General features: G+C 47.5%; 18 protein-coding genes. 14 read left to right on the top strand and 4 right to left on the bottom strand.

Annotation, left to right across the window (positions count from 1 at the left end; translation table 11 throughout):
* Window positions 1–8: 8 nt before the first annotated feature.
* The 5 genes from C8D85_RS12715 (at window position 9) to C8D85_RS12695 (ending at window position 6,472) form a co-directional block, all read left to right on the top strand.
* A complete protein-coding gene (locus C8D85_RS12715) occupies window positions 9–290 on the top strand; it encodes a sarcosine oxidase subunit delta (protein ID WP_133563294.1) in 282 nt (93 codons plus the stop codon).
* 12 nt (window positions 291–302) lie between these two features.
* Window positions 303–3,320 carry a sarcosine oxidase subunit alpha gene (locus tag C8D85_RS12710; protein ID WP_133563291.1) on the top strand — a complete coding sequence of 1,006 codons (3,018 nt, stop codon included), beginning with the start codon at window positions 303–305 and terminating at the stop codon, window positions 3,318–3,320.
* Window positions 3,313–3,966, top strand: coding sequence for a sarcosine oxidase subunit gamma (locus C8D85_RS12705; protein WP_133563290.1), 654 nt, complete (start codon window positions 3,313–3,315; stop codon window positions 3,964–3,966). Before C8D85_RS12710 ends, C8D85_RS12705 begins: the two co-directional genes overlap by 8 nt.
* Window positions 3,967–4,029: 63 nt before the next feature.
* Window positions 4,030–4,896 carry a formyltetrahydrofolate deformylase gene (gene purU, locus C8D85_RS12700; protein WP_133563288.1) on the top strand — a complete coding sequence of 289 codons (867 nt, stop codon included), beginning with the start codon at window positions 4,030–4,032 and terminating at the stop codon, window positions 4,894–4,896.
* A gap of 196 nt (window positions 4,897–5,092) precedes the next feature.
* A complete protein-coding gene (locus C8D85_RS12695; protein ID WP_133563286.1) occupies window positions 5,093–6,472 on the top strand; it encodes an L-serine ammonia-lyase in 1,380 nt (459 codons plus the stop codon).
* 83 nt (window positions 6,473–6,555) lie between these two features.
* On the opposite strand, the gene C8D85_RS12690 is transcribed toward C8D85_RS12695, so the two are convergent.
* The 4 genes from C8D85_RS12690 to C8D85_RS12675 form a co-directional block, all read right to left on the bottom strand.
* Complete coding sequence (locus tag C8D85_RS12690) at window positions 6,556–7,023, bottom strand: MarR family winged helix-turn-helix transcriptional regulator (protein WP_133563285.1); 468 nt, start codon at window positions 7,021–7,023, stop codon at window positions 6,556–6,558.
* A gap of 164 nt (window positions 7,024–7,187) precedes the next feature.
* Window positions 7,188–8,507, bottom strand: coding sequence for a TRAP transporter large permease (locus C8D85_RS12685; RefSeq protein ID WP_133563283.1), 1,320 nt, complete (start codon window positions 8,505–8,507; stop codon window positions 7,188–7,190).
* Window positions 8,500–9,003 carry a TRAP transporter small permease gene (locus C8D85_RS12680; protein WP_133563282.1) on the bottom strand — a complete coding sequence of 168 codons (504 nt, stop codon included), beginning with the start codon at window positions 9,001–9,003 and terminating at the stop codon, window positions 8,500–8,502. Before C8D85_RS12680 ends, C8D85_RS12685 begins: the two co-directional genes overlap by 8 nt.
* A gap of 19 nt (window positions 9,004–9,022) precedes the next feature.
* On the bottom strand, window positions 9,023–10,057 hold the full coding sequence (locus C8D85_RS12675; protein WP_133563281.1) for a TRAP transporter substrate-binding protein: 1,035 nt from the start codon (window positions 10,055–10,057) through the stop codon (window positions 9,023–9,025).
* Window positions 10,058–10,360: 303 nt separating this feature from the next.
* Here C8D85_RS12675 and C8D85_RS12670 point away from each other — a divergent pair, with 303 nt between their 5' ends.
* The 9 genes from C8D85_RS12670 to C8D85_RS12630 all read left to right on the top strand — a co-directional run bounded on the left by C8D85_RS12670 (window position 10,361) and on the right by C8D85_RS12630 (window position 22,001).
* Complete coding sequence (locus tag C8D85_RS12670; protein WP_133563280.1) at window positions 10,361–11,926, top strand: acyl CoA:acetate/3-ketoacid CoA transferase; 1,566 nt, start codon at window positions 10,361–10,363, stop codon at window positions 11,924–11,926.
* A gap of 20 nt (window positions 11,927–11,946) precedes the next feature.
* Window positions 11,947–13,155, top strand: a complete 1,209-nt coding sequence (locus C8D85_RS12665; RefSeq protein WP_133563279.1) for a thiolase family protein — start codon at window positions 11,947–11,949, stop codon at window positions 13,153–13,155.
* A gap of 169 nt (window positions 13,156–13,324) precedes the next feature.
* The gene (locus tag C8D85_RS12660; RefSeq protein ID WP_133563278.1) at window positions 13,325–14,086 is read left to right on the top strand and encodes a crotonase/enoyl-CoA hydratase family protein; all 762 of its coding nucleotides are present in this window, start codon (window positions 13,325–13,327) and stop codon (window positions 14,084–14,086) included.
* Window positions 14,087–14,106: 20 nt separating this feature from the next.
* Complete coding sequence (locus C8D85_RS12655) at window positions 14,107–14,874, top strand: 3-hydroxyacyl-CoA dehydrogenase (protein WP_133563277.1); 768 nt, start codon at window positions 14,107–14,109, stop codon at window positions 14,872–14,874.
* 7 nt (window positions 14,875–14,881) lie between these two features.
* A complete protein-coding gene (locus tag C8D85_RS12650) occupies window positions 14,882–16,633 on the top strand; it encodes an acyl-CoA dehydrogenase family protein (protein WP_162847586.1) in 1,752 nt (583 codons plus the stop codon).
* Window positions 16,634–16,698: 65 nt separating this feature from the next.
* Entirely contained in the window at window positions 16,699–18,552 is a 1,854-nt protein-coding gene (locus C8D85_RS12645; RefSeq protein ID WP_133563274.1) for a feruloyl-CoA synthase, read from the top strand.
* An 88-nt stretch (window positions 18,553–18,640) separates the two neighbouring features.
* Entirely contained in the window at window positions 18,641–19,390 is a 750-nt protein-coding gene (locus C8D85_RS12640) for an electron transfer flavoprotein subunit beta/FixA family protein (protein WP_133563272.1), read from the top strand.
* Window positions 19,390–20,319 (top strand): FAD-binding protein, encoded by a 930-nt coding sequence (locus tag C8D85_RS12635; RefSeq protein ID WP_133563270.1) that lies wholly within the window; start codon window positions 19,390–19,392, stop codon window positions 20,317–20,319. Before C8D85_RS12640 ends, C8D85_RS12635 begins: the two co-directional genes overlap by 1 nt.
* A gap of 56 nt (window positions 20,320–20,375) precedes the next feature.
* Entirely contained in the window at window positions 20,376–22,001 is a 1,626-nt protein-coding gene (locus C8D85_RS12630) for an electron transfer flavoprotein-ubiquinone oxidoreductase (RefSeq protein WP_244937013.1), read from the top strand.
* Window positions 22,002–22,052: the final 51 nt, after the last annotated feature.

Here is a 22,052-nt window from a genome sequence, read left to right as displayed (position 1 = left end):
GTTATTACATGTTTCTTATTTATTGCCCGCATTGTGGTGAGCACCGTGAAGAAGAAGAGTTCCACAATCACGGTCAGGCGCATATCGCTCGTCCACTAGATCCTGATTCTTGTACTGATGAAGAATGGGGTAACTACATGTTCTTCCGTAAGAACCCGAAAGGCCTGCATCATGAACTGTGGGTTCATGCGGCTGGTTGCCGTAAGTTTTTCAACGTTACTCGTAATACAGCAACGTATGAAATTAAAGAAGTCTACAAAATCGGCGAGCAGCCAAAAGTGGTTGAGTAAAGGGAGCGGATCATGTCTCAAAAAAATCGTCTACAAAGCGGTGGCCGAATTGACCGTTCTAAGCCACTGACATTTACCTATAACGGTAAGCAATTTAAAGGTTTTGCTGGGGATACCCTAGCGTCAGCATTGTTGGCAAACGGTGTTGATCTGGTTGGTCGTAGTTTCAAATACAGCCGTCCTCGCGGTATTGTGGCAGCGGGTGCAGAAGAGCCAAACGCCATCATGCAATTGGGCGCGACTGAAGCCACTCAGGTGCCGAACGTTCGTGCAACGCAGCAAGAGTTGTTCTCTGGGTTGGTTGCAGGTTCAACCAATGGTTGGCCAAATGTTGAAATGGACTTGATGGGATTAGTAGGAAAAGTAGGTGGTAAAATGATGCCACCAGGTTTCTACTACAAAACCTTCATGTACCCACAGTCTATGTGGGAAACCTATGAAAAAGTTATTCGCCAAGCGGCGGGTCTAGGTCGTTCTCCTAAAGAATACGATCCAGATATCTACGACAAGATGAACCAGCACTGTGATGTGATGGTTGTCGGTGCAGGCCCTGCGGGTCTAATGGCTGCCTTGGCGGCGGCACGTGGTGGCGCTCGCGTTATCATCGCTGACGAACAAAACGAGTTTGGTGGCAGTCTACTAAGCAGCAAAGAAACGGTTGACGGTAAAGCGGGCTCAGCATGGGTGGCGAGCGTCACGAAAGAGTTAGAAGCCAACGAAAATGTTTTGGTGCTACCTCGCTCTACTGTGAATGGTTACCACGATCATAACTTCCTAACGATTCACCAACGCATGACGGAGCATCTAGCGGACCGTGCGCCGAATGGTCAGGTTCGTGCTCGTTACCACCGTGTGCGCGCAAAATGGGTAGTGCTAGCAACCGGTGCTCACGAACGTCCATTGGTGTTTGCAAACAACGACGTACCAGGTGTCATGGTTGCGAATGCGGTTTCCACTTACATTAACCGTTACGGCGTTGTGCCAGGTAATGAGTTGGTGCTGATGACAACCAATGACAATGCTTACCATGCGGCATTGGATTGGCATGATGCGGGTCGCAAGGTACAAGCCATTGTGGACACTCGTAAGAACCCAACTGGCCCTCTAGTGGATGCAGCTCGTGAGCGTGGTATCACTGTGATGGCTGGCTCTGCAGTGATTGACGTTCAAGGCAGCAAACGCGTATCCGGTGTATCGGTTGCCTCTATCAGTGAAGACGGTTCTAAAGTGACTGGCTCTGTTAAGAAGCTAAGCGCAGACACTGTTGCTTCTTCAGGTGGTTGGAGTCCAGTTGTGCACCTATCTTGTCACACGGGTTCTCGCCCAGTTTGGGATGACTCTGCGATTGGTTTTGTTCCAGGTAAAACCGTACAGCAGCAACTGACTGCGGGTGCGATCAACGGACACTACACAACCGCTGATGCCTTGTCTGAAGGTCTGCAAGCTGGTCAAGACGCGTTAGAAAAGCTTGGCCTAGCAAAAGCTGAAGTGGCATTGCCTGAGTCTGCACAAGTGTCTGAATCAAAAGCCATGGCGCTTTACCATATTCCACACACTAAACCGACATCACAAGCGCCTAAGCAGTTTGTTGATTACCAAAACGATGTGACTGCAGCGGGCATTGAGCTTGCGTGTCGCGAAGGCTTTGAGTCGATCGAGCACGTGAAACGTTACACGGCGATGGGCTTTGGTACTGACCAAGGTAAGTTGGGTAACATCAATGGTATGGCAATCGCAGCCAGCGCATTGAACCAAACCATTCCTGATACAGGAACAACCATCTTCCGTCCTAACTACACGCCGATCACATTCGGTGCGATCGTAGGCCGTGATTGCAAAGAGTTGTTTGATCCTGAGCGTTACAGTGCGATGCATAAGTGGCATCTAGAGCAAGGTGCTAAGTTCGAGGATGTGGGTCAATGGAAACGTCCTTGGTACTTCCCGAAAGCGGGCGAGTCAATGCAAGAAGCCTTGAATCGTGAGTGTCTAGCAACACGTGAATCGGTTGGTATTTTGGACGCATCTACACTGGGTAAAATCGACATCCAAGGTAAAGACGCACGTGAATTCCTAGGTCGTGTTTACTCAAACGCGTGGGCGAAATTGCCAGTCGGTAAATGTCGTTACGGCTTAATGCTGAAAGAAGACGGCATGGTATTCGATGACGGTGTGACATCTTGTCTTGGTGAAAACCACTTCTTGATGACCACAACTACTGGTGGTGCAGCAGGTGTTCTAACTTGGTTAGAGCTTTACCATCAAACAGAGTGGCCTGAACTAGAAGTGTACTTCACTTCCGTTACGGACCATTGGGCAACTATGACGATTTCTGGTCCGAACAGCCGTAAGCTTCTAGAAGAGCTAACGGATGCGGATGTGTCGAAAGATAACTTTGGTTTCATGGACTGGAAACCGATGACTGTTGCCGGCGTTCCAGCGCGTGTGTTCCGAATCTCGTTCACGGGTGAGCTGTCTTTTGAGATCAACGTTCAAGCAAACTACGGTCTGCATGTTTGGGAAAAACTGTTTGAACATGGCGCTAAGTACAACCTGACACCATACGGTACGGAAACCATGCACATCCTTCGTGCAGAGAAAGGCTTCATTATCGCTGGTCAAGATACTGATGGCTCTGTTCACCCTTACGATTTAGGTATGGGTTGGGCGGTTTCCATGAATAAGCCATTCAGCTTTATCGGTAAGCGTGGCATGAAACGTGAAGACTGTGTCCGTGCTGATCGTAAGCAATTAGTGGGTTTGAAAACTGTTGATCCGAACATTGTGTTGCCAGAAGGTGCACAAGGTGTATTCGATCCGACCGCTCCAATTCCAATGCCGATGGTGGGTCACGTAACGTCTAGCTACTGGTCTGCTAACTTAGGCCGCTCGATTGCGATGGGCTTTGTAAAAGGCGGTTTAGAAAAAATGGGCGAAAAAGTGTACTACCCATTAGTTGATGGTCGTGTCGTTGAAGCCGAAATTTGTAGCCCAATTTTCCTAGATCCAAAAGGGGAGCGTCAAAATGTCTGATGTAAAAAATGAAACAGCAACGGTATCAGTCATGAACCAGCTACCTGATGCATCCATTGTGGGTCAATCACCGTTGTTTCACGCTGATTTAGCAACCATCGCTAAGAAAGGCCCAAACACTGGTGGTGTTAGTTTCAAAGAAGAAGCGTTGCTGGGACATATCACACTGCGTATGAATGCTGACAACGCAGAGCAAATGTCCGTCGTTGAGAAAGTGTTGGGTGTGGCTTTGCCAACCCAACCGCTGACATCCGTTAGTCAAGGCGATGTTGTAGTACGTTGGATTTCTCCAGACGAATGGTTGATCACAGTGCCAGGTTTGCAGGCATTTGACATCGAAACGGCGTTCCAGCAGAACATGATTGGCCACTACCAAGTGGTTAACGTGAGTGGCGGTCAGACATTGGTGACTTTGTCTGGTAAGCATGCGAAAGATGTCATCAAAAAATCTTCGCCGATCGATCTTCACCCAAGTGAATTTCCAGTAGGTAAGGTTGTCACGTCTGTTTTTGCGAAAAGCTCTGCTGTGATTCGCCGCTCCGGTGAAGAGACGTTTGAGCTAGTGATTCGTCGTAGCTTCTCTGACTACCTATGGTTATGGATTCAAGATGCTAGCCGCGAATACGGCTTAGTGGTTGAAGCGTAATTCCTTCCCCTCCATACCAGCCGATTCGCCATGCGGATCGGCTTCTTCTAGAGAGAACATCCTATGAAAGCAACAACAAAACCATGGATCTTTACTGCAAACTGCCCAAGTGTGATTGGTACCGTTGATGTGGTCACTCGTTTTATGGCGGAAGCTGGGAACTACGTGGAAGAGATTCATTCGTTCGATGACCGTGAAGCGAATCGCTTTTTCATTCGAGTAGAGTTTTTCCCGCAATCAGCTGACTTTACTCCAGAAGAGTTTACTGCGGAGTTTTCTGCCCGCGCTAAGCAATTCGAAATGGAGTGGGAGCTGACAGCACCGAACCATCGTCCACGTGTAGCGATTATGGTGTCTAAGTACGACCACTGTCTGAATGACTTGTTGTACCGCTACCGTACCGGGCAGTTAAACATCGAAGTGCCCGTGATCATTTCCAATCACCCAGATCTAGAGTCGTTGGCACAGTGGCATAACATTCCTTACTACCATTTGCCTATTACGGCCGATACCAAGCCTGAGCAAGAGGCTAAGGTACGTGAGTTAATCGAAGAGTATGATGCTGAGCTAGTGGTATTAGCTCGTTACATGCAGGTACTTTCATCGGAGATGTGTCAGTACTTAGATGGTCGTGCGATCAACATTCACCACTCATTGTTACCAGGCTTTAAAGGTGCTCGTCCTTATCACCAAGCATGGGAAAAGGGCGTGAAGATGGTTGGCGCAACGGCTCACTATGTAAACGATGATCTTGATGAAGGCCCAATCATCGCCCAAGGTATCCAAACAGTGGATCATGCGCATTATCCAGAAGATTTGGTCGCAAAAGGGCAAGATATCGAACGTATAACATTGTTTAATGCGATCAAATGCCACGTTGAAAAACGTGTCTTCTTGAATGGCAAGCGAACGGTTGTTTTTGGACGATAAGTACGTACTTGGATAGCGCTATGGCGCTATCCAACTTCTAATTTCCACTCCGCACATCCTTCCCGTTCTCGCTCACACCAGTTTTGCAACTTGCGAAACTGAATAAGGCGTACAAATACTTGTAATTACATTAAAAAATCTGTATTTGTTTCTTATTGTTAATCTTGTTTCCAATTGGAAACTTTCTGGAGGCGTTATGTCTATCAGCGTATTTGATCTTTTTAAAATTGGCATTGGCCCTTCTAGCTCCCATACCGTGGGACCCATGGCCGCTGCAGCCGATTTTACCCAAGCGTTGTTAGAGCGAAAACTCACGGAAGACACCGCTCGTGTATTGGTAGAGCTATATGGTTCATTAAGCGCGACTGGAAAAGGGCATGGCACAGACCATGCGGTCATCATGGGATTGATGGGCGAGCGACCACACAGCATTAACCCTGACTGTGTAACGGCGCGCATAGAAGCATTAATGAGTAGCCAGCGTTTAGTGTTGGCTCCTGAACATAATATTGAGTTCATTTGGGAGCGTGACATGCTCCTTTTAGAAGAGTCACTACCGTACCATCCAAATGCCATGCGTCTAACGGCGTTTGATAGTGCAGGAACAAGTCTCTATCAAAATACCTACTACTCGATTGGTGGTGGTTTTGTCATTGACGAGTCAGAAGCTACCGCCGATGCGACCTTGGTGCCACAGGTCGATGTGCCTTATGACTTCAACACAGCCGTTGAATTGCTGCAAATGTGTCGAGACAACAAGCTTCGAATCAGTGAGCTGATGATGGAGAACGAAAAGGTATTTCGTTCTGAGCAAGAAGTGCGTGACGGCCTGATGGATATTTGGGGGGCGATGAAAGACTGCATCGCGAATGGCCTGCATAAAGAAGGCATATTGCCTGGTGGCTTGAATGTCCGCCGTCGAGCCATGAGCCTGCATAAGTCTCTGATCCGTGCCACACGCCCCAATATTATCAGCTCTACCTTAAGTGCTATGGACTGGGTCAACTTATACGCCCTAGCTGTGAACGAAGAGAATGCCGGTGGTGGTCGAATGGTTACAGCGCCAACTAACGGGGCGGCGGGTATCATCCCTGCGGTACTCATGTACTACATGGAGTTTGTACCAAATCCAACGGAAGAGAATGTGGTTGACTTCTTACTGGCTGCAGCTGCGATTGGTGTGCTTTGTAAGAAAAATGCCTCCATCTCAGGGGCAGAAGTGGGTTGCCAAGGGGAAGTGGGCTCCGCTTGCTCTATGGCGGCGGCCGGGCTTTGCGAAGTCATGGGCGGCACACCGCAACAGGTTGAGAATGCTGCTGAAATCGGCCTTGAGCATAACCTTGGATTAACCTGTGATCCAGTTGGTGGCTTAGTTCAAGTGCCTTGTATCGAGCGTAATGCGATTGCTGCGATGAAAGCAATCAATGCCACACAGATGGCGTTGCGTGGTGATGGCGAGCATTTTATTTCCCTAGATAAAGTGATTCGTACCATGCGTGATACGGGCAAAGATATGCAAGATAAGTATAAAGAAACCTCCCGTGGAGGTTTGGCGGTAAACGCCATCGAGTGCTAATCCTCTGACAGGGATTAAAAAGCCTTGTAGCACGGTGTGCTACAAGGCTTTTCTGATTGGGCGTCAGTATAAATAGGTTGGCGTTACAAAGACTTATTTGCCAAACGCTCAAGTGCGTCCAGTAACCATTCTTTCTCAGAATCGTCTTTTAGACACTTGGCCATTTCATTTTCGTAACGACTCACGCGCTCAACAGCGTTAGCAAAAAAACGGTTGCCTTCTTCGGTCATAAATAGCGCGTAGGAGCGACGGTCATTCACTGCAGGTCGGCGCTCTAGCAGATTTTTACCTTCTAGCTTATCTACAGCAGCAACCATAGCTGAGCGGTCATTACCTAATGCTTGCGCCACGGCTGTTTGCGTCAAACCAGGGTTGCGATCCACAATCGCGAGTACCGCAAACAATCCAGGACTAATGCCCAGATCCTCACAAACCTCACCAAATTTAGCGAAAAAGTTCATTTGGGCACGGCGCAAACGGTAACCTAGAAATTCGCCTAGTACACCAAAATCGATTTCTTGTTCGGACTTTTTGGAGCGGTCGTCTTGCATGTGTTGATTTCCTAGCATGAAAAAATTTAAGCGCAGTATTGTATATCAATCTCTCAGGTTGGTGAAACTTATAACAATTGTTGACCTTATCAAGTTTTGAAAAATTGGGGCCTAATAGACCCCTTAATAAACGCGTTACAACGATTCTTAGATTTTCATTATGATTAGCCGATGGCATGGACGAGCCATAATGTGATGCCAGGGAACATAACTAACAAAGCCACACGTACGAAGTCCGATAGTAAAAATGGCACGACCCCTTTGAAACACTCTTTTAGCGGTAGTGACTGGTCAAAGGACTTGATAATGAAAATGTTCATGCCCACTGGGGGTGTAATCAGACCGACTTCCACGACGACTAGAGCAATGATTCCGAACCAAATCCCCAAGTCCGCTGTCGGAATGCCAAAATCCATTGCCATGATGATAGGGAAGTAGATTGGAATGGTCAGCAGGATCATGGCCAGACTGTCCAAAAAACACCCCATAATGAGATAAGTAATCAGCATGATCACCAAAATGGTATAGGCTGAAAGACCAGAGTTGGTCAGTACTTCGACACCGATTTCTGGCAGCTTGGAAAGGGCGATAAACACGCTGAATAAGTCGGCTCCTAAGACAATGAAGAAAATCATTGCAGAGGATACGGCAGTACGAATCAAGCTGGCCAGTAACCCTTCCATTCTCATTTTGCCATGAGTAATGGCTAAGATGGCTGTTAGTACAACACCGACAGAGGCAGCTTCGGTAGGCGTGAAGATACCGAAGTAAATTCCCCCTAATACGATTAAGAAGATCAAAGTAATGTGCCATACATCACGGGTTGATTTAAGCTTTTGTAGCCAAGTTGTTGCCTCTCCACGAGGGCCTGAGTTCGGGTAAAGGCGAACATAAATGGCAATGGTGATCATGTAGCCAGCTGCAGCCAGAAAGCCTGGAATAAACGCTGCAATAAACATTTTTGAAATGTTTTGCTCTGTGAGTACGGCAAAAATGATGAGAACCATCGAAGGCGGGATCAAGATCCCTAAGGTTCCCCCGGCCGCCAGCGCCCCAGCAGCCAGACTGCCTGAGTAATTAAGGCGGCGCATCTCAGGTAACGCCACTTTGCCCATGGTGGAAGCCGTCGCAAGAGAAGACCCACAAATAGCGCCAAACGCGGCACAGCCAGCGACAGCAGCCATAGCAATACCACCTTTTTGGCGACCCACCCAAGTGTTACAGGTGCGGAACAACTCGGTGGTAATACCGGATCGAGTGGCTAGCTCCCCCATTAATAGAAAAAGTGGCACAACGGATAAATCATAAGTCGAGAACTTGGCGACGGGAGCGGTGCCGAGGTATTCCAGCAAAGCTGGCAACCCACCAATGACGACATAACCGATGGAGCCACACACCATCATAGCAAGAGCGATGGGAATTCGAATGCTCATCAGGATTAATAGAATCCCCATCATTAGAAACGCGAGCTGTACATTACTCATTCTGTTCTCCTACAGGGCTGCACATAAGTCGCTGGAGACCACATAAGGTGCAGACACTAAAACAGATCACTCCGACCACATAGACCCACCACATTGGGAGTTCTAGGATCATGGTTTGCTCATAGTAGTCTCTGGATTCAAGGCCGCTTAATACCATGCGGTAGGCAAAAGCTGCGCTTACGAACGTAAAAATGAGATGACCTAATTGATCTAATAGGTGTAGTGTTTTCGGGCGGCAGTGTGCCGTGAACAAATCTACGATGATATGGCCCTTACGCAAATAACATTCAGGTAAGAAAAGGAACACGGCCATAGCGAGCCCCACTTCAGTTAGCTCGTAGTCACCTTCTACTGATTGGCCAAAAAAAGTCCTGCCGATGATGCTGGCGACCGTAATGATCGCCAAGCACAGCATGATAAGACCCCCAAGTAGGGCGAAGCTCATCGAGACACGCTTTAACCCCACTTCAACAACATTCATAATGGATAGTTTCATGCTAAATCACCGACAATGGTTACATTGACTCGTATTTCTTAATCAAGCTTTCCGCTTTTTCAAGTAAACGTTCCGCTTCATAATCGTCGTCATTCATGTCTTCAAGCCATTCTTCACGAACGGGTTCTAGCTTCGCTTTCCACGCGTCATATTCTGCTCCTTCAATGTAATCAAAGCTGTTGCCTTGTTTCACTGCGTAGGAACGAGCATGCTGCTCATAGTTGTCAAACAGGGTGCCGATGTGACCGGCTAGAGCGACACCAGAGTTATCGTCGATGACTTTTTGTAGATCTGCAGGCAGATCGGCATACACGTCTTTATTCATAGCAAAAATAAAGAACTGAGTATAAAGACCACGATCGCCTTTAATTTCAGTATGGTGTTTCACCAATTCATAGATCTTAGTGGGTAAGACTACTTCGTATGGAAGTACGGCGACATCAAGTACACCTTTTGAAATAGCGCTGGCCATTTCTGTTACAGGCATAAAGATGGTGTTGGCTCCGAATTCTTTAAAACCTTCGGACATGATTTTATTTGGCGCACGTACTTTTAAGCCATCAAGGTCAGCCCCAGTTTTAATGGCTTTTTCACGAGAGTGGAATGAACCGGGTGCATGAGTATGCATGGCAAGTAGATGCACGTCTTTCATTTCATCTTGCATCTCGGTTTCGGCATATTCTTGTAAAGCCATGGAAGTTGCTTTGGCGGTACTTGGCATGAAAGGAAGTTCAAATACGGTTGCTTTAGGGAATCGCCCCGGAGTGTATCCACCAACCGTCCATGTAATGTCTGAAATGCCTTTACGGACTTGATCGAATAACTGAGGTGGCTTACCGCCAAGTTGCATAGCGGGGTACAGCTCGATATCAATGCGCCCGTTTGATTCCGCTTCCACTTTCTCAGCCCAAGGCTCTAGAAATTTGGAATGTGCCATCGACATAGGCGGCAGCATATGGTGCAGTTTCAAGGTAAACTCTGCTTCTGCCATGGCATTGACAGATAACACTGCACCCGCAACCAACGCTAGCCCTTTGCGTCCAAGATACTTCATTTTCCACCTCACATTGTTTTTTTTATACGTGTTTTTATGGTTTTTGAGTCGACCTGATTACTTCCTCGTAGTCGATTCATACATTGTTTACATAAACTGTTTAGCTTTTCAACAATGTTCTTCATCAAATTTTCCTTACGCCCATCGGAAAAAAAGATAACGCCTCTTTTATTTTTAGAATATTTAACAATGCAAATCAAAACTATTTGTAAAAATAATTGTTGTGTAGTACAACAAAAATAAGTTCAAACAAATATTTCAACATCGGTCCACCGTAACAACGCTAAAAATAGAAGGTGAATTATGAGTAAGGTGATCTCTCTAGAGCAGGCTGCAGGCCTAATTAAAGATGGTGACTCGGTCGCTTGGTCAACCATTGGTATGTCTTATTTTGCAGAGGCAGTGGCCAGTCATTTGGAGCAACGTTTTCTTAAAACGGGTCAACCAAAGGACCTTACTTTGATTCACGATTGTGGTTGCGGTGACGGCAGAGATGCAGGAATGTCCCACCTTGCTCATGAAGGGCTAGTGAAACGTTTGATATCTGGTCATACCGGTCAAGCTCCGAAAATGGCAGGCATGATTGTTGAGGATAAAATTGAAGGCTACTTATTACCACAAGGTGTGCTCACCACCATGTGGCGTCAAATAGCGGGTAACAAGCCCGGTGTCATCACTAAGGTCGGTATGGGAACCTACGTGGATCCATTACTAAGTGGCGGCAAGGTTACCTCTAAAGCGACCGATGACTTGGTGAAACGCATTGATATTGAAGGTGAAGACTGGCTACTTTATAAGAAATTCCCGCTTAATGTGGTTGTCATTCGTGCTACGACTGCAGATGAGCATGGCAACCTTTCTGTAGAGGAAGAAGCTCAGTTAGCGGAAATCTTGCCGATGGCGCAGGCTGCGCGTAATAGCGGTGGTATTGTTATTGCGCAAGTGAAATACCTTGTCGAAGCAAAAACCATCAAACCAAAAGATGTCAAAGTGCCGGGCGTGCTAGTTGACTACGTGACCGTGGCGCCAGCCGAGCAGCACATGCAAACCATCACTACTGAGTACAATCCTAGCCTAGCCGGTAATGCCCGTATTCCTCTAAACGCTATTCCTCCTGTGCCATTTGGCGAGCGTAAGATCATTGCTCGTCGTGCGGCGATGGAGCTTTATGACAATGCCATTGTAAACCTTGGAATTGGCATGCCAGACGGTGTGGCCTCGGTGGCAGCGGAAGAAAACGTGGCAAGCCGCTTTATGTTGACGACTGAGTTGGGGACTTACGGTGGTATTCCAGCGTCGGGTGGTGACTTTGGTGCGGCGTGGAATGCAGAAGCGATTATTGAGCATGAAGCGCAATTTGATTTCTACGACGGCGGAGGTTTGGACATTGCCTTCTTAGGTTTGGCGCAGGCGGATCAGAACGGCAACCTGAATGTTAGTAAGTTTGGCCCCAAAGTCGTCGGTCCTGGTGGCTTTATTAATATCTCGCAAACCGCCAAGAAAGTCGTGTTCTGTGGCACCTTGGTGAACGGCGCTAAGTTGTCGTTTGAGGGTGGCAAAGTGTCCGTCTTAGAAGAAGGCCGAACCCGTAAGTTTGTTGAGCAGGTGGATCATGTGACCTTTAGTGGTGAGTTTGCTCAAGCGAATAATAAACCAGTGTTCTTTATTACGGAGCGCTGTGTGTTAGAGCTACGCCAAGAAGGCATGGTGCTGACGGAGATTGCGCCTGGTCTTGATCTTGAGAAAGACGTGTTAAGCATGATGGATTTCAAGCCCATCATTGCCGACGATTTAAAAGCGATGCCAGAGCAGATCTTCCAAGAGTCATGGGGAGGTTTAGGTGAATTCATGGCAGGTTCTGCAAAATAACAACAATCAGGGTGACCTAAATGACAATGCAAAATGTAGAGATTCCATACGGTGCGTATTGGAGTACACCGTTTACAAAGTGGCAGGGTTCCTTGCAGTACCTGCATTCAATGAAATTCGCGGCTCACGTTGCAAAGCAAGAATTGGCTAAACGCTCAATAGACCCGACAGTGTTCGACTCCGGCGTACTGGGCATGACCATCAACCAGTATCAATCATTCAATGGTGCACCTTGGCCGCTATTTGATATTGGTGCCGTGCATACGCCAGGGCATGTGGTAAACCAAGTGTGTGCCACCAGTGCTCGTGGTCTATTTGCGGCGGCATCTGAAGTGATGTGTGGTATGGCCAGTGTATCGCTATTGATGGCGGCTGATCGTTGTTCCAATGGTCCGCACATTTTCTATCCGAATCCGCAAGGTATTGGCGGGGCGGGGCAGTCAGAGGATCAAGTGTTTTACAACATGATGAATGATCCAATGGGTGGACATTCTATGATGCAAACCGGTGAGAACGTGGCCAAACGTTTTGATATCACCCGTGAAGAATTGGACGCTGTTACTTTGCGTCGTTACGAACAGTATCAAGAAGCTCTAAAAGACGAGCAAGCCTTTCAAAAACGTTACATGACACTACCTCTGTCTGTGCCAACGCCTAATTTCAAAAAAGAAGCGTGTGTGGTAACCGGGGACGAGGGAGTATTCCCAACCACAGCGGAAGGCTTGGCAAAGCTAAAACCAGTAATGGAAGGGGGAGTGATTACCTTTGGTAATCAGACACACCCAGCCGACGGTAATGCGGCCATCATTGTTTGTCACAGTGACAAGGCGCAAGCGTTATCTGCGAATAGCTCTATCAAAGTAGAGGTATTGGGTTTTGGGCAAGCGCGAGACGATTTGGCCTATATGCCAGCAGCACCGATTGAAGCGGCTAAGCGTGCTTTACACATGGCGGGTATCAGTATTGAGCAAGTTGATGCCATTAAAACCCATAACCCCTTTGCCGTGAATGATGTGGCGTTAGCGAAAGCTTTGAATATCGATGTGATGCAAATGAACAATTTTGGTTGCTCACTAATTTGGGGGCATCCACAAGGGCCAACAGGCTTACGTGCCATGATAGAAATGATTGAAGAGCTTGCCCTGCGAGGCGGTGGTTATGGCTTGTTTACCGGCTGTGCAGCGGGTGATACAGGTATGGCAACCGTGATCCGAGTAACGGATCGATAGTACTTAGTACGCTCCATATTTAGCCACACACGTGTGTGGCTTTTTTTTGAGAAAAATATAAATAGTTGTGTTTGACATTTGTTTAGTAATACAACTATTATGAATTTAACAAGTAATTCACGCTACATAAGGCACCTCAGCCATAAGCATAAAAACAAGAGGTAAGCGAATGACAACTTATCAATTTATCGAATTCTCAGTGGAGCATGGCATCGGTCATCTTCGATTGAATCGACCTGAAAAAAAGAACGCGATCAATGACTCTCTGTGTCTAGAAATTGAGCATGCGTTTATTAACCTTCCTGATGACGTCAACGTTATCGTCTTCTCTGGCGCTGGCCCTGAGTTCTGCGCTGGGCTAGACCTTGCTGAACATAAAGCTCGCGAACCATTCGAAGTCGTTAAGCATTCCAATATGTGGCATCGCGTGTTTGGTCATATTCAAAACTCTGGCATCCCGGTGATTGCGGCCATGCAAGGTGCGGTCATCGGCGGTGGTTTGGAGCTGGCGATCTGTGCACACATTCGTGTGACTGAAAAGGGGACTTTTTACCGTCTACCAGAAGGCCGTCATGGCATCTTCGTTGGTGGTGGCGCATCGGTAAACGTGGCTCGTGTTATCGGTACTAGCCGTATGACTGAGATGATGTTGACGGGCCGTGACGTAGATGCCGAAGAAGGTTACCGCATTGGCTTAGGGCATTACGTAGTGGAAAACGGTGCATCATTGGATAAAGCCATGGAACTTGCGGCGAGCATCGCGAAAAACTCTAAATACTCAAACTGGGCAATGACCACGGGGCTAGCACACATCAGCAACATGGCCGCTGATGATGGTTTGTACACGGAATCGCTTATTTGCGGCATCACGCAAACCAGTGACGAAGTGAAAGCACGTATCGAGTCCTTCCTAAACCGTAAGAAGAAATAAGTCAGTACAGGAGTTTAATCATGCAAGTTCAAGGTCGTCACTTTGTTGTTACAGGTTCAGCTTCCGGTATTGGGGAAGCCGTTGCACGTCGTCTACATGGTTTAGGGGCAAGCGTTTCGTTAGCAGACCTAAACGAAGAGGGTCTAAAGCGCGTCGCTGAAAGCTTAGGTGAACGGGTACAGTTCACGGTGACTGATATTTCTGATGAAGCATCGGTGCAAGCGTCTTTGGATCAAGCGGTTGCCACGTTTGGTGAAATCAATGGTTTGGTGAACTGCGCGGGTATTCCTGGTGCTGAGCGTGTTGTCGGTCGAGAAGGTCCTCATTCGCTAGCGGGGTTTGAGCGTGCGCTACGAGTGAACTTACTTGGTACGTTTAACATGATTCGTTTAACAGCCGACAAAATGCAGCACAACGAGCCGCAATCGACTTCAGAGCGCGGTGTGATTATTAATACGGCTTCGGTGGCAGCCTTTGACGGTCAGATTGGTCAAGCGGCTTATTCCGCATCGAAAGGCGGCGTGACGGCGATGACACTACCGATCGCTCGTGAGCTAGCGCGCTTTGGTATTCGTGTGATGACCATTGCTCCAGGTATCTTCAAAACACCAATGATGGATGTTCTTCCTGAGGAAGTGCAGCAGTCATTAGGTGCAGCGGTGCCATTTCCACCACGTTTGGGCGACCCTGATGAGTTCGCCATGCTGGCGCAACAAATTATCGAGAACTGTATGTTGAACGGTGAAGTCATTCGTCTGGATGGCGCAATCCGTATGGCGGCAAAATAGGAGATCGATGATGAGCTACCAAGCCCCATACAAAGACATGCAATGGTTAGTTGAGCAAGCCTATCAAACTCAACAACTTGGTAACCTTGAATCCTTACAAGACTTCGACCTGGATCTTGCAAATGCCATCATGGATGAGGCAAACAAGTTTGCGAGTGGTGTACTCGCTCCCCTAAATATGGTCGGTGATGTTGAAGGCTGTACATTCTCTGATGGTCAAGTAACCACGCCAACGGGTTGGAAAGATGCGTACGCGCAATTTCGTGATTCTGGTTGGATCGGGTTAGCACTACCCGAAGAATACGGTGGTCAAGGCTTACCGAAGTACATTGCTCAGCCAGTGAACGAAATGTGGTTGTCGAGCAACCTAGCATTTGTCATGTTTGCGGCATTGGCGCAGGGTGGCTCAGAGATTCTATTGAAGTTCGGATCTGATGAGCTAAAAGCCCGTTATTTAACGCAAATTGTCACGGGTGAATGGACGGTGGCAATGGCCTTAACTGAACCCAATGCAGGTTCTGACCTGGGCGCGCTGACAACCAAAGCGATCCCTCAAACGGACGGCACTTACCAGATCAAAGGTCAAAAAATCTACATCACCTATGGTGAGCACGATATGGCTGAGAACATTGTCCATTTAGTATTAGCTCGCACACCGGATGCCCCTGCAGGGAGCCGAGGCCTTTCTTTATTTGCTGTACCTAAATACCGCGTTAATGAAGACGGTTCCTGCGGTGAATTTAACGATATCCGCTGTACGGGGATTGAGCATAAAACAGGCCTTCACGGTAGCCCAACGTGTTCGATCAGTTACGGCGATAACGATGCTTGTGTCGGTGAATTAATCGGCAACCTAAACCAAGGTCTGATGGCGATGTTCGTGTTGATGAACGAAGCTCGCTTAAGCTGTGGTATGCAAGGTGTGGGGCTAAGTGAACTGGCGTTCCAAAAAGCACAGCAATACTCAAAAGAACGCGTGCAGGGCGCCGGTGCCGATGGGCAACGTGTAGCGATTATTGAACACCCTGATGTGAAGCGCATGCTCCTTAACCTTCGCTCGGAAAGCTTTGCACTGCGCTCATTAGGTTATCAAATCGCTGCTTTGATTGATGTCGCCGAGCAGTCTAAGGATGCTGAAACTGCACAGGCAGCGGAAAAACGTATTGCCTTACTAACGCCTATCTTTAAAGGGTTTGCTACGGAACAAGCGAATGAATTAGTGGGCGACGCCATTCAAGTTTATGGCGGGATGGGCTTTGTTGAAGAAACGGGTATCGCACAAGTGATGCGTGATGTACGCATTACAACCATCTACGAAGGTACGACAGGGATCCAAGCGAAAGATTTATTACACCGCAAGATTCGTATGGACCAAGGTCGTTGTATTAGTGAGCTGATGGCAGACATTCGAGACGTTGTTGAAAAAAGTCCAGATAGTGTTGTTAACCAGCGCTTAGGGCAAGTATTGAATCAACTGGCTCATGTCTTGGATAGCACGATACTCAATCCAAGTGCTGAATTAGCTCAATTGGATGCTGTAGCGGTGCCATTTTTAAATGCTTTAGGGGGGATATGCTGTGCTTGGCAATTGGCTGAATTGGCGCAGCAGGCACAAGTAAGCAAAGCTCAAGATGAGGTCTTCTTTGGCAATGTCGTAGCGCTGGCGGAGTTTTACAGCGCTTATAAGCTGCCTCAGGCTCAAGCGGCTTTGACGACTGTAATAGAAGAGCAAAATGGCGTCGGAAACTATGAATTCTAGTTCCTAGGAAATAGGGACATAACCTTCTTTGAACGAATAAAAATAACAAGTTTCAGGAGAATAAAATGACCAGCGAATTCCATCCAATTAAGGTGGTGAGTCACTCTGTTGCGATCGAGAAACGGGATAATGGAGAGCAGATTGTTCAATGCCAAACACCCCTTGCAGAATATGCTCGTTGTTTGACGGATCGTCTTGTTCATTGGGCAGAGGAAACGCCTAATACCGTGTTCATAGCACAACGAGACAACACTGGAGAATGGGAACGTTATACCTACGCTGAAGCGCTGACTAAAGTTCGCCAACTTGCATCCTGGTTATTAGAGCAGCCGGTATCCCCAGAGCGTCCTATCGCCTTTTTATCCGGTAACAGTTTAGAGCATTTGATGTTAGCCATGGCAGGGTACTACATTGGCGTGCCTCATGCCCCGATCTCACCGGCCTACTCGTTGGTTGCTACTGACTACGCCAAGTTAAAGCACGTTGTCGAGCTGCTGACACCTGGCCTGATAGTAGTAGATAAACTGGCGCCTTATGAAAAGGCGATTAAAGCCGTCGCGGGCACCGATATCCCTGTGGCGGTGATGTATGGTGATAAGAATGCAGAGCAGATTGAAAATCCTACTGTTTCCTTTGCATCGTTCTGGGAACATGAAATCGCCCCTGAGATTGAGCAGCGCAATGCGGAAGTCACAGGAGATACCGTCGCCAAAATACTGTTTACCTCTGGTACGACCGGTATGCCAAAAGGCGTAATGAATACCCACCGGATGCTATGTGCGAATGCGGTGATGATCCGTGACACCATGGCTTTCCTTGCGGAAGAACCGCCTGTGATGGTGGATTGGCTACCTTGGAACCATACCTTCGGTGGTAACCATAACGTCAGTATTGCTTTATACAATGGCGGTTCTTTTTATCTTGATGATGGTAAGCCTACCGAAGCGCACTTTCATAAAACATTGAACAATCTCGCTGAGATTGCTCCGACAGTGTATTTCAACGTGCCCAAAGGCTTTGAGCTGCTGGTTAAGAAACTTAAACAAGACGATGATCTGGCACGTAAATTCTTTTCACGACTTCAGTTTATGTTTTTTGCCGCCGCGGGTATGGCGCAGCATATTTGGGACGATATTGATGCGTTAGCCATTCAGTACACTGGCAAGAAAATCCCAATGCTGACAGGGCTTGGTGCGACTGAGACAGCGCCATCGGTGACTTTTGCCTCCATTGAAGAAAGTGCATCAGGCGTGATTGGAAAACCAGCACCTGGCGTTACCCTGAAATTAGTACCCAATGAAGGCAAGTTAGAAGCTCGTGTAAAAGCCGTAACCGTGATGCCTGGCTATTGGCGCCAACCTGAATTAACCGCCAAATCGTTTGATGAAGAAGGCTTTTATTGTCTGGGCGATGCTTTTGCTTACTTGGATGAAAATAATCCTAATCGTGGTTTCAGATTCGATGGACGCGTATCAGAAGACTTCAAATTAGACAGTGGCACTTGGGTCAGTGCTGGAACGCTTCGTGCCAAGTTTATCAGTGCCTTTGCGCCATGGGTTCAGGACATTGTTTTGTGCGGAACTAATCGCGCTGACATAACTGGTTTAGTGTTTCCAGACTTGGCCCAGTGCCGTGCCCTGATTGGTGAGGAAGCCGCGCACTTATCTGATGAAAAAGTCGTTCACCATGCGAAAGTTCGAACTATATTTCTAGAGAAGCTGAGAGCATTTGCTGCTCAGGGAACGGGCAGTTCAACGGTAGTAGCACGAATTCTTTTGCAGCATGAAGCGCCTTGTTTGGATGCACATGAGGTAACAGATAAAGGCTCGTTAAATCAAAGAAATGTTCAGGAACATCGTGCGGACCAAGTGGCCGAACTTTATCAAGAGCCTCATTCTGTCAGTGTAATTAGCGTTTAATGTTATTGAAGAATGCCAGTATAGAAGCGACTCTTAAACGGTAGTTGGCGTTTATTGTTATAAGAAAAAGTATATCTAGGTGACAATTATGAAAGTATTAGTCGGTGTCAAACGCGTCATTGATTACAACGTGAAAGTGCGCGTCAAATCAGATAACACAGACGTGGATTTAAGTAATACCAAAATGGCGATCAATCCATTTTGTGAGATCGCAGTAGAAGAAGCCATCCGTTTAAAAGAGGCGGGCATTGCAACCGAAGTCATCGCGGTTAGTGTGGGCTCCAGTGCGAGTCAAGAGCAGTTGCGTACTGCCATGGCATTAGGTGCGGATCGCGCTATTTTAGTCGAAACAGAAGACACAGCAGAGCCACTAACGGTTGCTAAAACTTTTGCCAAATTGATGGCTGACGAAGGGGCTGAATTGGTCATTTTAGGCAAACAGTCTATTGATTCAGACAACAACCAAGTCGGTCAAATGTTAGCAGCACTGACAAAACGCCCACAGGGTACGTTTGCTTCAAACGTATCGGTTGAATCTGGACACGTGGCAGTCACTCGAGAAATTGATGGGGGACTGCGTACGGTTAAGTTAGCGCTACCAGCCATCGTGACGACCGATTTACGTCTGAATGAACCTCGTTTTGCCAAGTTGCCAGACATTATGAAGGCAAAGCGCAAGCCGCTTGAGACAAAAACGTTTGCGGATCTGGGTGTGGAAGTAAAACAACACATTCAGCTCGATAAGGTGGAAGCACCTGCTGCGCGCCAAGGTGGCGTGAAAGTGGGGTCCGTAGACGAGCTTATTCAGAAATTGAAAGACGAAGCGAAGGTGATCTAATGGCTACTTTACTTATTGCAGAACACAACGGTACAGAATTGGCTCCTGCAACGCTTAGTGCTTTGACGGCTGCGCAGCAGGTTGGTTCGGACATCACAGTATTAGTGGCTGGCGCGAATGTTAAAGCGGTTGCGGATGCCGCAGCTCAGTGTTCGGGTGTGGGCAAAGTACTGCTCGCTGAAGGTGACAGCCTTGCTTACGATTTAGCTGAGAACTTAAGCGAATTGATTCTATCTGTGGCAGGCGATTACTCGCATATCATGGCGCCGTCTAACTCTGTTAGCAAAGATGCGATGCCACGCGTTGCAGCCTTGTTAGATGTTGGGCAGCTGTCGGACATCACTGCGGTATTGAGCGACGTACAATTTCAGCGCCCAATCTATGCCGGTAATGCCATTGCCACGGTTACTTCTAATGATGCCGTGAAAGTCATCACAGTACGTGCGGCAGCATTTGATAAAGCTGCGGCAACAGGCGGTTCGGCTGCAGTGGAAACATTGGCTGCGCCTGCTGACAGCGGACTATCAAGCTGGGTAAACGACGAACTAACGCAATCTGAACGTCCTGAATTGACCGCTGCAGAGCGTATTGTATCCGGTGGTCGAGGTGTGGGAAGTGGTGAGAACTTTGCACTGCTTGAAGCCTTGGCAGATAAGTTAGGTGCAGCAGTGGGGGCTTCCCGTGCGGCAGTGGATTCTGGCTTTGTACCAAACGATATGCAGGTGGGACAAACTGGTAAGATCGTCGCACCAAGCCTTTACATGGCCTTCGGTATTTCTGGTGCAATCCAGCATTTGGCCGGTATGAAAGACTCTAAAGTCATCGTAGCTGTCAACAAAGATGAAGAAGCGCCGATTTTCCAAGTGGCTGATTATGGCTTAGTGGGTGACCTATTTGATGTGTTGCCTGAGCTAACCGAAAAACTGTAAGCCACTTGTTATTAGAAACTTAAGCGCTAAATAAAAAGAATAAGAGGAGTGCAATTATGCGTGAATCGATGGAGTTTGATGTTGTCATCGTGGGCGCAGGTCCTTCTGGTCTGTCGACCGCCATTCGTTTGAAGCAACTTAATGCAGACCTAAACGTATGTGTGCTTGAAAAAGGTTCAGAGGTCGGTGCGCACATATTATCCGGTGCCGTGCTAGAGCCTCGTGCCTTGAACGAGCTATTCGACAACTGGCAGGAGTTGGGTGCTCCTCTTAACACCCCTGTGACTAAAGACGAAGTTTACCTATTAAAAGATGGTGAACTGAGTAAAGAGTTGCCACATGCATTGGTTCCCAACACCATGAAGAATGATGGCAACTACATTGTTAGTGTTGGCAACTTATGTCGTTGGTTAGCAGAGCAGGCCGAAGGTTTGGGCGTGGAAATATTTCCAGGCTTTGCTGCAGCAGAGATTTTGTATCATGAGGATGGTCGCGTGAAAGGCGTTGCCACAGGTGATATGGGGGTATCTGCTTCCGGTGAGCAACTCGCAACCTATATGGAAGGCATGGAGTTGCATGCCCAGTACACGGTCTTTTCGGAAGGCTGTCGAGGACACTTAGGCAAGCAGTTAATCAGCAAATTTAACCTTGATACCGCGGCCGACCCACAGCACTATGCTCTAGGCATCAAAGAGCTGTGGCAAATTGATCCTGCTAAACATCAACCTGGACTTGTGCTGCATGGCGCGGGCTGGCCTCTTGAGGAAGCCAGTGGTGGTTTCTTCTTATACCACACGGATAATTATCAGGTGGTGGTAGGGTTGATTGTTGATCTGAATTACAGCAACCCTTGGATGAGCCCTTATGAAGAATTCCAGCGTTTAAAACATCATCCAGTGCTTAAGCAGTATCTAGAAGGTGGAGAGCGAGTGTCTTATGGTGCTCGTGCGATTGCCAAAGGTGGTTGGAATGCCTTGCCAACCATGACTATGCCGGGGGCTTTGTTGGTGGGTTGTGATGCTGGTACCTTAAATGTGGCCAAAATCAAAGGCACACATACCGCCATGAAGTCAGGCATGATTGCCGCGGAAGCGATTAATAAGGTGTTAGCAGACACTAGCTTATCGATTGGCGACACATTTAACGCTCTGTTTGACGATTCATGGTTAAAGCAAGAGCTATACAGAACGCGCAATTTTGCGCCAGCTATGCATAAGTTCGGTACTTTCTGGGGTGGAGCATTTAACTTCGTTGATCAGAATTTATTGGGCGGTAATATGCCGATCACGCTTCATGATACGTCTCTTGATCATGCGCAATTGCAAAATATCGCCAGTGCTAAAAAGATCGATTATCCAAAACCTGATGGCAAACTAAGCTTTGATCGTCTTTCATCGGTATTTTTATCTAATACCAACCATGAAGAAGATCAGCCTTGTCATTTAACGCTTGCAGACGACAGCATCCCAACAGGCAGTAACCTAAGTCAGTTTGCTGAGCCAGCACAACGTTATTGTCCTGCTGGCGTATACGAGATCGTAGAGAAAGAAACAGGTCCATCATTACAAATCAATGCGCAAAACTGTCTGCATTGTAAGACCTGTGACATTAAAGACCCGGCGCAGAATATAACTTGGGTAACACCTGAAGGAACAGGGGGACCTAATTACCCAAATATGTAGTGAATTCTCGTAAGAGTAGTGTGATCCCGCTTTATACAGCCAGCTTTCGCT

Origin of the sequence: Marinomonas communis, assembly GCF_004363305.1 — a bacterium.
GTDB lineage: Bacteria > Pseudomonadota > Gammaproteobacteria > Pseudomonadales > Marinomonadaceae > Marinomonas > Marinomonas communis.
Note: the sequence above shows the minus strand (reverse complement) of the source record. Positions and strands in the feature narration are given on the sequence as shown.